The 13,041-nt window shown below is 64.9% G+C and carries 11 protein-coding genes; 2 read left to right on the forward strand and 9 right to left on the reverse strand.

What is annotated here, in order from left to right:
* The 7 genes from AC56PL_RS22250 to AC56PL_RS22280 all read right to left on the reverse strand — a co-directional run bounded on the left by AC56PL_RS22250 (position 1) and on the right by AC56PL_RS22280 (position 8,408).
* Positions 1-1,710 (reverse strand): FumA C-terminus/TtdB family hydratase beta subunit, encoded by a 1,710-nt coding sequence (locus AC56PL_RS22250; RefSeq protein WP_495518402.1) that lies wholly within the window; start codon positions 1,708-1,710, stop codon positions 1-3.
* A gap of 132 nt (positions 1,711-1,842) precedes the next feature.
* Positions 1,843-2,802 carry a class II fructose-bisphosphatase gene (glpX, locus tag AC56PL_RS22255; protein ID WP_495517942.1) on the reverse strand — a complete coding sequence of 320 codons (960 nt, stop codon included), beginning with the start codon at positions 2,800-2,802 and terminating at the stop codon, positions 1,843-1,845.
* Positions 2,803-3,091: 289 nt separating this feature from the next.
* Positions 3,092-5,344 carry an MMPL family transporter gene (locus AC56PL_RS22260; RefSeq protein ID WP_495517941.1) on the reverse strand — a complete coding sequence of 751 codons (2,253 nt, stop codon included), beginning with the start codon at positions 5,342-5,344 and terminating at the stop codon, positions 3,092-3,094.
* Between the two features lie 91 nt (positions 5,345-5,435).
* On the reverse strand, positions 5,436-6,038 hold the full coding sequence (locus AC56PL_RS22265) for a DUF4245 family protein (protein ID WP_495517940.1): 603 nt from the start codon (positions 6,036-6,038) through the stop codon (positions 5,436-5,438).
* An 81-nt stretch (positions 6,039-6,119) separates the two neighbouring features.
* Positions 6,120-6,398, reverse strand: a complete 279-nt coding sequence (locus AC56PL_RS22270; protein ID WP_495517939.1) for an exodeoxyribonuclease VII small subunit — start codon at positions 6,396-6,398, stop codon at positions 6,120-6,122.
* A 117-nt stretch (positions 6,399-6,515) separates the two neighbouring features.
* A complete protein-coding gene (xseA, locus tag AC56PL_RS22275) occupies positions 6,516-7,766 on the reverse strand; it encodes an exodeoxyribonuclease VII large subunit (RefSeq protein ID WP_497155169.1) in 1,251 nt (416 codons plus the stop codon).
* A gap of 9 nt (positions 7,767-7,775) precedes the next feature.
* Positions 7,776-8,408 carry a lipid droplet-associated protein gene (locus AC56PL_RS22280; protein ID WP_495517937.1) on the reverse strand — a complete coding sequence of 211 codons (633 nt, stop codon included), beginning with the start codon at positions 8,406-8,408 and terminating at the stop codon, positions 7,776-7,778.
* Positions 8,409-8,477: 69 nt separating this feature from the next.
* Between AC56PL_RS22280 and AC56PL_RS22285 the strand changes: the two genes are divergently transcribed.
* Together AC56PL_RS22285 and AC56PL_RS22290 are read left to right on the forward strand one after the other, a co-directional pair.
* The gene (locus tag AC56PL_RS22285; protein ID WP_495517936.1) at positions 8,478-9,446 is read left to right on the forward strand and encodes a 4-hydroxy-3-methylbut-2-enyl diphosphate reductase; all 969 of its coding nucleotides are present in this window, start codon (positions 8,478-8,480) and stop codon (positions 9,444-9,446) included.
* Positions 9,447-9,533: 87 nt separating this feature from the next.
* On the forward strand, positions 9,534-9,950 hold the full coding sequence (locus AC56PL_RS22290; RefSeq protein WP_495517935.1) for a TIGR03667 family PPOX class F420-dependent oxidoreductase: 417 nt from the start codon (positions 9,534-9,536) through the stop codon (positions 9,948-9,950).
* A gap of 29 nt (positions 9,951-9,979) precedes the next feature.
* Here the strand turns inward: AC56PL_RS22290 and mycP are convergent, their stop codons facing one another.
* Both mycP and eccD read right to left on the reverse strand, forming a co-directional pair.
* Complete coding sequence (gene mycP, locus AC56PL_RS22295) at positions 9,980-11,422, reverse strand: type VII secretion-associated serine protease mycosin (RefSeq protein WP_497155312.1); 1,443 nt, start codon at positions 11,420-11,422, stop codon at positions 9,980-9,982.
* On the reverse strand, positions 11,422-12,909 hold the full coding sequence (gene eccD / locus AC56PL_RS22300; protein ID WP_497155170.1) for a type VII secretion integral membrane protein EccD: 1,488 nt from the start codon (positions 12,907-12,909) through the stop codon (positions 11,422-11,424). The genes mycP and eccD overlap by 1 nt, the downstream gene beginning before the upstream one ends.
* Between the last annotated feature and the right edge of the window lie 132 nt (positions 12,910-13,041).

Raw genomic sequence — 13,041 nt, forward strand, 5'->3', positions numbered from 1 at the left:
TCAGCGCTCCTTGGATCGGATCCTGACGCCACCGAGTGGAACGGTGATGGCGCCGCCCGGATCGGTGAAAAAGTCGTTGCCCTTGTCGTCGACGACGATGAAGGCCGGAAAGTTCTCTACCTCGATCTTCCACACAGCTTCCATGCCGAGTTCAGGGTATTCGATGACCTCCTGGCTCTTGATGCAGTCGAGTGCCAGACGTGCGGCCGGACCGCCGATCGAACCGAGGTAGAAACCGCCGTGGGTGTCACACGCGCTGGTGACCTGTTTGGAACGATTTCCCTTGGCCAGCATGACCATTGACCCACCGGCGGCCTGGAACTGCTCCACGTAGCTGTCCATGCGGCCGGCCGTGGTCGGGCCGAATGAACCCGACGCCATGCCCTCGGGGGTTTTGGCCGGTCCGGCGTAGTAGACCGGATGGTTGCGCAGGTAGTCGGGCATCGGATCGCCTGCGTCCAGGCGTTCCTTGATCTTGGCGTGGGCGATGTCGCGGGCCACGACAAGTGGACCGGTCAGCGACAGGCGGGTCTTCACCGGATACTGCGAGAGTTGCGCGAGGATCTCGGTCATCGGGCGGTTGAGGTCGACCTCGACCACCTCGCCACTGGAGATGTCTTCGGCCACACCGGCGGCCGGCATGTACTTCGCCGGGTCGGTCTCGAGTTGCTCGAGGAACACCCCGTCGGCGGTGATCTTGCCGAGCGCCTGCCGGTCTGCCGAGCACGAGACCGCGATCGCCACGGGACACGACGCACCGTGCCGGGGGAGACGGACCACGCGGACGTCATGGCAGAAGTACTTGCCACCGAACTGTGCGCCGATCCCGAAGGACTGGGTCAGTTTGAAGACTTCTTCCTCGAGTTCGAGGTCCCGGAACCCATGCGCCGACATCGACCCCGACGTCGGGAGATTGTCCAGGTAGTGCGCCGAGGCGTACTTCGCGGTCTTGAGCGCGAACTCACCCGAGGTACCGCCGATGACGACGGCCAAGTGGTACGGCGGGCAGGCCGCGGTGCCCAGCGAGCGGATCTTCTCGTCGAGGAACTTGAGCATTCCCTCGGGGTTCAGGATGGCCTTGGTCTCCTGGAACAGGAACGACTTGTTCGCGCTGCCACCGCCTTTGGCCATGAACAGGAACTTGTATTCGGGGCCCTTGGGGCCTTGCTCGGTCGCGTAGATCTCGACCTGGGCAGGCAGATTGGAGCCGGTGTTCTTCTCTTCGTACGTGGTCAGCGGTGCCAGCTGCGAATACCGCAGGTTGAGCTGGGTGTATGCGTCGTACACACCGCGGGAGATTGCCTGGGCGTCGTCGGCGCCGGTCAGCACACCCTCGCTCTTCTTGCCCATCACGATCGCGGTGCCGGTGTCCTGGCACATCGGCAGCACGCCGCCTGCAGAGATGTTGACGTTCTTGAGCAGGTCCAGTGCGACGAAACGGTCGTTTCCGGAGGACTCGGGGTCGTCGATGATCTTGCGTAGCTGCGCAAGGTGAGCCGGACGCAGGTAGTGGCTGATGTCGTGCATCGCCTCGGCTGTCAGTTTCCTGATGGCTTCCGGGTCGACCTTGAGGAAGGTCTGACCGTCGACCTCTAGCGTCGACACCCCCTCCGTGGTGATCCGTCGGTACGGGGTGTCATCGCCGTCGATCGGGAGCAGATCGGAGTAGAGAAACTCTGGGGCGGAGGCTGGTTTACTCACGCACAGCATCGTATAGCTGCGACCCACCGCGCCTCGTCAGAGGTTGTGCGGATTGAAGATCCGAAGTTGTTCGAACACAAAAAATCCGGCGACCACACCGCGGGGTGTGGTCGCCGGACAGACACGATTGGAGCGGAAGGGTCAGGCCCTGGAGGTGTTGGTGGAGATCTCGCCGACCTTGGCGCGGGTGTGGCGGCCTTCGATGGTGCGGATGGTGCCCGACTTCGAGCGCATCACCAGCGAGCGGGTGGTGGCACCGTTGGCGCGGTAGCTCACGCCACGGAGCATGTCGCCGTTGGTGACGCCGGTGGCACAGAAGAACATGTTCTCGCCGCTGACGAGGTCTTCTGTCTTGAGTACCCGGTCGAGGTCGTGCCCGGCGTCGAGTGCCTTCTGCCGCTCGGCAGCATTGCGCGGCCACAGCTTGCCCTGGATCTCGCCGCCCATGCACTTCATCGCAACCGCGGTGATGATGCCCTCGGGGGTGCCACCGATGCCCATGAGCATGTCGACAGAACTCTCGGCCTGTGCGGCCGAGATGGCACCGGCAACGTCGCCGTCGGAGATCAGCCGCACCTTGGCGCCTGCGGCCCGGATCTCACCGATCAGTCCTTCGTGGCGTTCACGATCGAGCACAACGACGGTGAGGTCGGCGATCTCGATGCCCTTGGCCTTGGCCACGGCCTGCACGTTGAACTCCACCGATGCGGTGATGTCGATGACACCGGCAGCTTCCGGGCCGACAGCGATCTTCTCCATGTAGAAGACGGCCGACGGGTCGTACATGGTGCCGCGCTCAGACACCGCGAGCACGGCGATCGAGTTGGGCCGGCCCTCGGCCATCAGGGTGGTGCCGTCGATGGGATCGACTGCGACGTCGACCTCGGGGCCTTCGCCGTTGCCGACCTCTTCACCGTTGTAGAGCATCGGTGCTTCGTCTTTTTCGCCCTCGCCGATGACAACCACGCCGCGCATCGAGACGGTGGACAGCAGCTGACGCATCGCGTCGACCGCAGCCTTGTCGCCACCGTTCTTGTCGCCCTTGCCAACCCAGCGTCCGGCCGCCAGTGCGGCGGCCTCGGTTACGCGCACGAGTTCCATCGCCAAGTTCCGGTCCGGAGCCTCAAAGTTAGGGTTAGCGGCTGACATAGTGATGGCCTCCTGAATCGCGGCGATTGGTGTTGAAACCCATCCTTTCATGCCCGTTACTGCAGGTGGTGCACCGGTGCCTGTCCGCAGACGGTGACATTCATCCCAGCCGCACGCGCGGCGGTTCGGACGTCGGTCGGTCTCCGAGCGCGCCGATTGCGTGACGGCGGTGGGGATCCGACCCTCGAACGCACTCACCCCCGGCGACCGGTGGTCGACGGGGGTGAGTGGGTGCCTGATATCAGTTGGTTGTACTGGCGGTGGGCCGCAAGGGTTTACCGTCCGCCGATATCGACGAGTCGATCGGGATCTCGCGGATGGCGGTGCCCTCGATGTCGACATTCGGCAGGATCTTCTCGAGCCAACCCGGCATCCACCAGGCCTTGTCGCCCATGATCGTGATGAGTGCCGGAACGATCAGCATTCGCACCACGAACGCGTCGAAGAACACCGCGGCGGCCAGAGAGAAGCCCATCATCTTGGCGGTGGTGTCCGGTGCGAGCATGAACGCCGCGAACACCGAGATCATGATCACCGCGGCCGACGACACCACGCGCGCGCCGTGTTTGTAGCCGACGATCACCGCTTCCTTGGCCGGTAGCCCGTGGACGTACTCCTCGCGCATTCGGGTCACGAGGAACACCTGATAGTCCATGGCCAGACCGAAGACCACGCCGATCATGAAGATGGGCAGGAACGAGATGATCGGTTGGGTGTGGGTGATGATCCCGAAATGGCCGAGTTGGAAGATCGCCACCGTGGCACCGAAGGTGGCGCACACAGAGAACAGGAATCCGATGGTGGCGGTCAGCGGGACCAGGATGGACCGGAACACGATCATCAGGATGATGAACGCCAAACCGACAACCAGGAGCAGATACGGGATCAACGCCGTGTTCAACTTGGCCGAGATGTCCGACATGATGGCCGTCTGGCCGCCGACGTTGAGCGTGACCCCTTCGGCGTCAGTGGTTTTCGAATAGTCGCGGATCTGTTCCATCAGTTCGTGCGTCTGCGGGCCGCTGGGCGACTGTTGTGGGGTCACGAAGATCAGCGCTGATGTCGCGCCGGTCTGGGAGTTGGCCGCGTCCGGACCGTTGCCGCGCCAGGTGAGCTGGTCGGGCGTGGCGACATTGGACAACGTTTTGATGTACGCGACCGTCTGCTCGGCGGCAGGGCTGACGTCGCCGTCCTTGGTGTCATTCAGCACCACCAGGAGGGGGCCGTTGATGCCCTCACCGAAGCCGCGTTGCAGCAACGTGGTCGCCGCGACCTCAGAGTCGGTGGTTGTCGACAAGCCCAGTTCCAGCTTGGTCATCGGCAACGCCACCACAACCAGGGCCAGCAGCGAGATGACTGCGATCGGCCACGGGTATCTGGTCACGAACTTGGCAAAACGGTGCCCGTTGGTCTCCTGCGATTCGGGTTCGTCGCCATGGCGCAGTTTCGGAATGGGCGGCGAGAACGCGAAGCGGCCGAAGGCGCCAAGCAAGCCGGGAATCAATGTGATGGCACCGAGGACCGCGACGATCACGGCCAACGCCGCAGCCAGGCCCATCTGCGAGATGAACGGGATTCCGACCACCGACAGCGCCGCCACCGCGATCACGACCGTCAGGCCGGCGAACACGACCGCAGATCCTGCCGTCCCGACCGCTCGGCCCACCGCCGCCTCACGCGAACCACCAAGATTGAGTTCACTGCGATACCTGGAGACGATGAACAGCGCGTAGTCGATGGACACCGCGATCCCGAGCATCGTGATGATGGCGGTTGCGCTCTGGTTGATGCTGAGGAACTCGGCACCCAGCGTGACCAGCATGATGGTGATGATCACACTGACGATGCCGGTGATGAGGGGGATGAACGCAGCGACCACTGCGCCGAAAGCCACGATCATCACAAAGAAGGCGATGACGAAACCGAGCATCTCGGCTGCGCCGCCCGCTTCCTGGACCTGCATCAGGGACCCGGTGCCCTGGACGTCGAGGCCGCCGACCCGGAACTCGGAGAGGATGTCTTCGAACTGCTTCATGTTGTCGGCAGTCAGATCTTGCGGGTTGATGGTCTGGGGAACCTGGATCAGACCGATGGTGTTGTTGTCGCCCAGCACGGACGCCGCCAGCGCCGGGTCCAGATCTGCGACGGTCAGCGGGTTGGCCACCTCATCGGGCGTGGTGATATCTGGCAGCGTCTTGAGCTTGGCGACCAGCTGATCGATGGTGTCGGTGTGGGCCGCCAGGCCGTCGTTCGCGGCGACGAGCACACTGGTCGACGACTCGGATTGCTCTGCGTTGATCGCGGGGAAGTTCTTTTCCATCAACGACATCGCTTTGTCCGAGTCGGTGCCCGGTAGCTCAAAATCTTTGGAGAACTTCGGATTCAATGCGCTGACCAGCGTGACCACCAATGCGGCCAGCACGATCCAGCTGATGATCACCCACCATTTGTGCCGAAAAGAGAACCGCCCGAGTCGATACAGGAACATTGCCATGGGCAGAGCTTATAGTCTGCGGGTGACATCGCTCTCAGCGGCAAGACGAATGTAAGATCCCTAACAATCGTTATCCGACAATGGCTTCCGCTTATTTCGTGGGCAGAACCTGTGCGCCGGCGCTCGAGGCCGGTAGTGGTGAAACCGCGAGGACCGCTTCGGCCAGGGTGGTGAAATCAGGTTCCTTGGCCTTGTTCGCCATCAGACCGATCCGTACGTCACCGAGGTCGGTCACCCATACCGACCGTCCGCCCTCGGGCTTGCTGTAGACCGCCCACTGCGATCCACCGATGTCGCGGGTGCCCGCGCCGAGCAGTGTTTCGTCGCCGGACAGCTGCCCGACCAGGGCGTCTTTGGTGGCGCCGGTCTGGCTCAGCTGGATGTAGACGCCGTTGGACGTGATGTATCCGGCGTTGGAGACGGTGGTGTCTTCGAGGGCGACTGTGCTGCCGCTGTTGGGCTTCCAGTCCGCGGGTGTCTGCGGCAGCCGGATCGGGAACGTCGAAGTGCGGGCGTCTGCCTTCAATCCGCTGTCCACGTCGTAGGCGGGGACCTTGTCGTCGCCCGCGCCGCCGGTCAGGCCGACAGAACAATTCCCGGAGACCCCCGCGACGAACAGGCAGAGCAACAACAAAGGGATCAAAGACCAGATCATGTCTTTGTTGTTGGTCAGAATCCGGGGTTTTGCGGCCACCACCCGAGTATTGCAGGGCGCCCCCGATGGTCATAAACGGGCGAGGGCCACCGGTGGACGCCTGCGCCTCGATTTCAGATCTCAGGCCTCATCGTCGAGGTCGTCGTCGGTATCGTCCTCGAATTCACTGTCGTCGTCGGTTCCGAGGACCGCTTCGATGCGCTTTCGGGCGCCTTCGAGATGTTCCTCACATCGCCGGGACAAGGCCTCGCCGCGTTCCCACAGTTCCAGCGATTCGTCGAGATCGAGGCCGCCCTGTTCCAGGGTGCGGACCACCACGATCAGCTCGTCCCGGGCCTGTTCGTAACCCAGTTCGCTGATCGGCCGCTCATTGCTGTCGGCGTCGTTCGTCGTTGCCACTGTCTTCCTTCTTGTCCGTGCCGGGACGCCGGGGTCGGGTATCCGGCGGGTGCTGGTGCGTGGAGGTGTTGGGTTGGTCTGGGGTACTCGCGTCCGGTCGGGTCCCGTTGTCGGTCTTCAGCCGCGTCGTGGTTTTTCGACGCCCATCACCGCGGCGCGGGTGGCACCGTCGGCGACCCGTACCCGCAGTTGGGTACCGATCGGCATGTCGTCCACCGATGTGACCACGTGGGGATTCTCGTCCGAACTGCTGGCGGCCCCGGGTACGCGTTGCACGACGGCGTATCCGCGGGCCAGCGTCTGTGCGGGGCCGAGGGTGGACAGGCGCGCCGTGAGGTGTTCGATCCGCTGTTCCTCTCCGGCGACGAGTCGACCGACGTCGCGGCGGATGTCGCGGGCCGCGCGTTCGATCTCGTCGATCCGGTCGTCGACGATGCGGTAGGGCTGGGCCAGCACCGGGCGGCCGCGCAACGAGTCGAGCCCGCGAACTTGGGTGGTGACCCAGTTGCGCAGTGCCCCGGCGCTTCTCGCGCGCAGATCGCGAACGGTCGCGAGTTCGACGGCGACGTCGGGGACCACGCGCTTGGCGGCGTCGGTGGGCGTTGCCGCCCGCAGGTCTGCCACCAGGTCGAGAACGGGGGAGTCGGGCTCGTGCCCGATCGCGCTGACCACCGCGGTGGTGACCTGGGCGACGGCACGGCACAGAGCCTCGTCGGAGAAGGGCAGCAGATCTTCGACGCTGCCGCCGCCGCGGGCCAGGATGATGACGTCGACGTCGGGATCGGCGTCGAGTTCGGCCAGGTGTCGCAGAATTGCCGGGACCGCTGTCGGACCCTGCACGGGGGCGTTGCGGATCTCGAAACGTACTGCAGGCCAACGTTTTTGTGCGACCGAGATGATGTCGCGTTCTGCCGCGCTTGCGCGTCCGGTGATGAGCCCGATGGTGCCGGGCAAAAAGGGCAGCGGTCGTTTGCGCGCGACGTCGAACAGTCCTTCGGCGGCCAGCAGCCGGCGAAGCCGTTCGATTCGGGCGAGGAGTTCGCCGATGCCGATCGGCCGGATCTCGGTGACCCGCAACGACACCGTGCCCCGCCCGGTGTAGAACACCGGCTTGCCGAGGACCACGACGCGGGCCCCTTCGGTCAGGGGGACCGGTGCGCGGGTCAGCAGATCGGGGCTACAGGTGACCTGGATGGAGATGTCCGCTGCGGGATCACGCAGCGTCAGGAAAGCGGTGCGGGTACCGGGGCGGCGGTTGATCTGGGTCAGCTGACCTTCGACCCAGACCTGTCCCAGTTTGTGTAGCCAGTCGGCGATCTTGGTGTTGATCGTCCGTACCGGCCACGCCGATTCGGGCGTATTGCTCACGTGGGAAGGCTACTTGCTCGCCGCGGTCACACGGTTGTCGAGCATGGTGACGAACGGTGCCCGGGCCCGTGTGGACTTCTCGTACGCGGCCAGTTCCTTGAGTTCATCGAGGCCGACGGTGCGGAGCTTGGCCCGCAACTGGGCCAGCGTCAGCGAGTCGTAATCGAGGGCCTCGACGATCTCGGGCGCGTCACCGTTCGCGCTCGTCGTCGTCGGCGCCGGATCCTCGGAATCGAGGTCGGGAGCCGAGCTGTACAACGCGAACCGGCCCGACCCCGACGGCGCCGCTGCGGACTCCGTGTCGTTTTTGTCGGCTTCGACGGGATCCGGGGAGCCGGATTCGGTGGTTGTGGCCGGAGTCACCGGACGACTTGTGGTGGGCAGGACGAAGTCGTCCTCGTCTTCATCGAAGGTGGCCCATTCCGGCTCGTCTTCGGCGTGACCGAGCAGGGACTCGAAGACCTCATCGCCCTTGATGGCCATTTCGGCGATGCCCTGCTGAAAGCGCATCACCGCCTGCAACGTCTCACTCAGAGCGGTCATCGGAAGAGTGATCGCTGTGGTCGGCAATTTGCGTGTCTCTTCGAGCACAGTGACAACTACCCCGGCAGCGACCCTTGCGGCATAAGGTGGTCGGATCATGTCCATACTCTGCCTCATGCTGCAGGCCGTGACCACTAGTAGGGTCGGATTACCCGTACGCTGAACGTCATGAGTTCGGCCGAAAACACCCCGTCAGGCAAGAAAATCCTGCTCGCTGAGCCCCGTGGCTACTGTGCGGGCGTCGATCGCGCTGTCGAGACAGTGGAGAAAGCGCTCGAAAAGCACGGCGCCCCGGTGTATGTGCGTAAGGAGATCGTCCACAACCGGCATGTGGTGGAGACACTGACAGACCGCGGCGCGGTCTTCGTTGACGAGACCGACGAGGTGCCCGAGGGTGCTCTCGTGGTGTTCTCGGCGCACGGGGTTTCGCCTGCGGTCCACGAATCGGCGGCCGACCGCAACCTGCGCACCATCGATGCCACGTGCCCGCTGGTGACCAAGGTCCACCAGGAAGCCAAGCGCTTCGCCCGCGACGACTACGACATCCTGCTGATCGGTCACGAAGGTCACGAAGAGGTCGAGGGCACCGCCGGTGAGGCACCCGAACATGTGCAGCTCGTCGACGGGCCGGACAGCGTCGATCGCGTCACCGTCCGCGACGAGTCCAAGGTGATCTGGCTGTCGCAGACCACATTGTCGGTCGACGAGACCATGCAGACCGTGTCGCGGTTGCGGGAGAAATTCCCGCTTCTCAACGATCCGCCGAGCGACGACATCTGTTACGCCACCCAGAACCGGCAGGTTGCCGTCAAGGCCATGGCCCCCCGCTGTGACCTGGTGATCGTGGTCGGTTCACAGAACTCATCGAACTCGGTTCGCCTCGTCGAGGTGGCTCTCCAGGCAGGCGCGAGCGCGTCGTACCTGGTCGACTACGCGCGCGACATCGACCCGGCATGGCTCGAAGGTGTGCAGACCGTCGGCATCACCTCCGGTGCCTCGGTCCCCGAGATCCTGGTCACCGGCGTGATGGATCTCCTCAAAGAGCACGGCTTCGGCGATGTGGAATCGGTGACGACCGCGCAGGAGACCCTGACCTTCGCGTTGCCGCGCGAGCTCCGTCCCGCCCGCGCACCGTAGGGCGTCCCGCCCGCGCAAAATAACGACATAACGCCCGGCGCGCCCGGTTCGGGAAGAACCGGCGCCCCGGGCATTGTTGTGATGTTCATGACATCTACGACAGTGCAACTGACAGAGCGCCAACGTGACCGCCTGAACGCCGAGCACGTCATCTGGTTGACCACCGTGAAGCCCTCCGGAACACCGGTGCCGACCCCTGTGTGGTTCTTGTGGTCGTCGGACGAATTCCTGATATTCAGCGAGCCGGACAAGCCCAAGCTGGCCAACATCTCCGCGAACTCCTCGGTGGCACTGAACTTCAACAGCTCCACCGAGGGCGGCGATGTCGCGGTGTTCACCGCGCAGGCGTCCGTGGACGACACTGGACCGACCCCCGCCGAATGGGATGCGTATGTCTCCAAATACGGCGCGTCGATCCAGGGTCTGGAGATGACCCTCGACGCGTTCCGGGCCGACTATTCGGTACTCATCCGCGTCACACCGCAGCGGGTCCGCGGCTGGTGATCGGTTCCGGCCGATCCGGAGGCGGTATATCAGTACTCGTCGGGTTCCAGCTTGCGCAACCGGCGCGCCGGCATCGAGACCGCCCAGCCGGCGATCAGGACCAGTGCGCACAGGCCGATTCCGATGAGTGCCGCCGTGCGAGCCCCGGTATCGGCAGGGGGATCCTGAATCGGTGCTGAGATCGCCTGCGGCACAGCCCAATTCGTCTTGACATCCGGGATCTCGAACGTAAGCGCGGCAACCGGGTCGATCACGCCGTGGCCGACGGTGTTGTCGTGGCCGGTTCCGGGCGCGTGGGCGGTCCGGGTGATCCGCTCCATCACCGAGGCGGCGTCGAGTTCCGGAAACTTTGCCCGGACGAGCGCCACCACGCCGGCAACATACGGTGCGGCGAAACTGGTGCCGTCGATACCGGTGAGCCCTTTGTCGCCGTCGTGGGCGTTGACCAGTTTGTTCGATCCGCGGACATTGTCCAGGCTCAATATGCCGGTGCCCGGCGCGGCGACACCCACCCAGGGGCCCGACAGGCTGAAGCCGGCCGGTGACCCGGATTCCGAGTCGACGGCGGCCACACTCAACACATACGGCGCGTACCAGGCCGGACTGGCGATGGTGGTGACCGTGTCCCAACCGTCGAGTTCGGGGTTGGCGGGGTTCGGTGATGGATTCTGGGTCGAGCACGCCGAGCCCTGGGTGAGATTGCCTGCCGCAGCCACCACGACCACGTTGCGGTCGAAGGCATACTTCACCGCCGCGCCCAATTGTTTGTCATGGAGGTCGGTGCCTGCCGAACCGCAGGCCACCTCGGAGATGTTGATGACCGTGGCACCGAGGTCGACGGCCCGGACAACTGCGTTGGCCAATGTCTGCACGGTGCCGAAACCGGATCCCACCGTCGGATCGGGAGATGTGTTCTGGCGCCGGTCCTTGGCCTCGAAGGCGCCACTCGACTGCCGGATCGCGATGATGGAGGCCTCGGGTGCGACGCCGGCGAACGCGTCGGTCGAGGACGGCTGTGCGGCAATGATTCCGGCGACCAGGGTGCCATGCCCGTCGCAGTCGTCGGTACCGTCGGTGCGCGAAACGTAGTCTCCGCCTGCCTGGACTCGAGGCAAACGCGGATGCCGGGTGACCCCGGTGTCGATCACGGCCACCCGCTGGCCCGAACCCCGGCTGAATCGCCAGGCCTCGGGCAGGCGCATCATCGTCTGCGCAGCCGACGGGACGGCGATGTCTGTGCCGGGTGACAGAACCGGCTTGGCGCACAACATCTTCTGTTCGGTGGCTTCCGGCGGCGTCACCGGTGCACCCCTCACCAGCGCTCCGGGCTCGATGACCGGCGGGGATATCGCCCCGGCGGTTGGCGCCGGAAACACAGTCAGCACCGCCAGGACTCCGGCCACTGCGGCAAGGCGGACGGTTCGGTTGCGGAGCTTCGGTGGGTGCGTATTCCGGGTGCCGACCGGATCGATCACAGGTCGCGCACCGCGGCGTAGAGGTTCATGATCCAGAACATCAGTGGCACGATCATGGCGATCAACAGGTATTCGGCGATCTCGACCATGCGGCGCATCACCGGCGAGAACGACGACTGAGGGGCCACGACCCCGCAGAGCAGGGCCGCGGTCGCGACCGCGGCGATGGCGGTCATGGCCACGGCAGCGTGATCGTCCGGACCGAAGACCACCAGGGCTGCGGTCACGCCGAATCCGATGGCACCGGCGGCGATGAGGATCGATGCCTGTGCGAGGTCGGCGTAGGAACGTCCACGCAGGCACAGCAGAGTGGCGATGATCAACGCGTACACCGTGCAACGCCAACTGAAGTCATCGACGGGGTAGGCCACCATCGCGATGCCGGCCACCGCGGCCACCGAGGTGCCGGCGATGATGCCGGTGAGGTACCGCGCTGCCGTCCTGGCCCGGAGTTCGAGTGCTGCGGCCGACGGTAGTGCCATGGCGCCGATCGCCCCGATGCCCTCGATGGCGGGGCGGGGCGCCGAGTCGACGGGATCGATGGCCGCGCCTGCAGTCGGTACCGGGGGTAGCGGCAACCTCGCGAGCAGGATCGTGATGCGCGGGGCCATCGAGATCGCCAGGATCGCGACAGCGCACAGTCCCGCGCCGAGTTTGACGGCACTTGGTGAGAAGACAAGCTGCACAAGCGATGTGAAGGTCCCGAAGATCGCGGCAGTGCCGACGGCCGAATGGATCAGCGGACCCGCAGTGGATATGCGATAGGACAGGGCGGCCAACACCGTGACCATCGCACAACCGAGTGTGAGGTGCGCTGCCCCAAAAGATCCCGGTGGCAACATCATTCCGGTGGCACACGCCGGCGCCATCGAGCACAACGATGCGAAGGCCGCCGTGGCCGGATCGTCGTAGTAGCGGCCGACAACCGCGCCTGTCACCACGAACGCGAGACAGACGATCGCGGCGATGAGTATCGGCCACAGCAGATCACGGTCACCGCGCTCGTGGAGCAGCGAGAGCGACAACAACGTCGAGGCTCCCACCGCGACCGCATATCCCATCACCCGGGCTGCGGTGGCATTCCAACTGGAGAACTGCGCTTCGCCGAGGCGGGCGACCGCATCGATGACGTCGTCGAAGAGCACCGCACTCTCGCGGGCAGGCACTGCCCGCAGGATCAGCAGGTCACCGTCGCGGACCCCCGCCTCGCTCAGGCTGCGGTTGGGCGCGATGGGGCCGTGGCCGACGCGGGACAGCGTCCAGTGATCGCGGATCGGCCCGGGTCGGGACTCGTTCTCGTCGTCGTCGACGGGGGCTCGGGTGCTGATCAGCGCGACCAGGTCGGGGATCAGCGCGGCCACCGCAACAGCGGCGGGCAGGCCCACGTCGAACTGCGTCGTCCCACCGATCACCGATACCCGTGCCAGCGCCGGTTCTGCACCGGCCGCGGCGTCCAGCTCCGCCAAAAGGTCAGCAGCGGTCATGATTCCCCCCAAGAGATCCCCACCAAGTACCGATGACCATAGCGAACAGCTGCGACATCTGACGCCCGGCACCGGGGTTCGATGTGGATGAATTGGGCCCTTCGTGGTGCCGCCGGGACCGGCATGGGGAAT

The organism is Williamsia sp. Y721 (assembly GCF_059683565.1).

Bases quoted from the DNA above. Each gene is read 5' to 3' on its own strand.
- AC56PL_RS22260 (WP_495517941.1), bottom strand. From the start codon at position 5,344: ATGGCAATGTTCCTGTATCGACTCGGGCGGTTCTCTTTTCGGCACAAA.
- glpX (WP_495517942.1), bottom strand. From the start codon at position 2,802: ATGGAACTCGTGCGCGTAACCGAGGCCGCCGCACTGGCGGCCGGACGC.
- AC56PL_RS22250 (WP_495518402.1), bottom strand. From the start codon at position 1,710: ATGCTGTGCGTGAGTAAACCAGCCTCCGCCCCAGAGTTTCTCTACTCC.
- AC56PL_RS22280 (WP_495517937.1), bottom strand. From the start codon at position 8,408: ATGATCCGACCACCTTATGCCGCAAGGGTCGCTGCCGGGGTAGTTGTC.
- eccD (WP_497155170.1), bottom strand. From the start codon at position 12,909: ATGACCGCTGCTGACCTTTTGGCGGAGCTGGACGCCGCGGCCGGTGCA.
- AC56PL_RS22290 (WP_495517935.1), top strand. From the start codon at position 9,534: ATGACATCTACGACAGTGCAACTGACAGAGCGCCAACGTGACCGCCTG.
- AC56PL_RS22285 (WP_495517936.1), top strand. From the start codon at position 8,478: ATGAGTTCGGCCGAAAACACCCCGTCAGGCAAGAAAATCCTGCTCGCT.